The organism is Pseudomonas sp. JV245A, assembly GCF_032424515.1.
Taxonomy (GTDB): domain Bacteria; phylum Pseudomonadota; class Gammaproteobacteria; order Pseudomonadales; family Pseudomonadaceae; genus Aquipseudomonas; species Aquipseudomonas protegens.
The window spans coordinates 1-605 of record NZ_VYKE01000492.1; the positions used below are offsets into that span (position 1 = coordinate 1).

A 605-nucleotide genomic window follows, 5' to 3' on the forward strand; every position below is an offset into this window, starting at 1 on the left:
GCCTTGATCGCCACCGCGCCCTTCTCGGCAGTGGCGTCCGCCATGCGCAACTGGCCGTTGGCATCCAGTTGGATATCACCGCCACTGGCGATCAGCTTGCCGTCGAGCTTCACCCCCACCCCGGCCTCGGTGCCCACCAGCTTGATCGCCCCGGCGTACATGCCGCCCAGGGCTGATGAGTCGATGGCCAGTTGCGGTGCATCCGCCGGGTTGGCGGTGCGGGCCGTGGCGTTCAAGGTCTTGGCGTCGACGTCGTTGGCCCCGGCGATCACCGCCAGGTGCCTGGCCTGGATCTCGGCGTTGATCTTGGCGCTGCGGGTGATGATTTCGAACTGGTCGATATTGCTCGCGTTGAGGCCCGCACCCTCGATGGCGACGCTGCCCTGGTCCACCTGGTAACGCTGGACCTGGCCGTTCTCGATCACCGGCTTGCCGGTGGTCAGGGTGGCTTTCGGGGTGTTGATAAAGCCGCAGCCGTTGCAGCTCACTCCATAGGGGTTGGCGACGATGACATGGGCCGACTGCCCGGCCACTTCGGTGTAGCCCTTGAGCTGGCTGGGGCTGCCGCCGTTGACCTCGTTGAGGATCACATTGGCCGCGCGGCC

At 66.3% G+C, this 605-nt stretch carries 1 protein-coding gene; it reads right to left on the bottom strand.

Going from position 1 to position 605, the window contains the following annotated elements; translation table 11 throughout:
* A partial coding sequence (locus F6S12_RS32645; protein WP_315869973.1) for a filamentous hemagglutinin N-terminal domain-containing protein occupies positions 1-605 on the bottom strand: 605 nt, incomplete at both ends.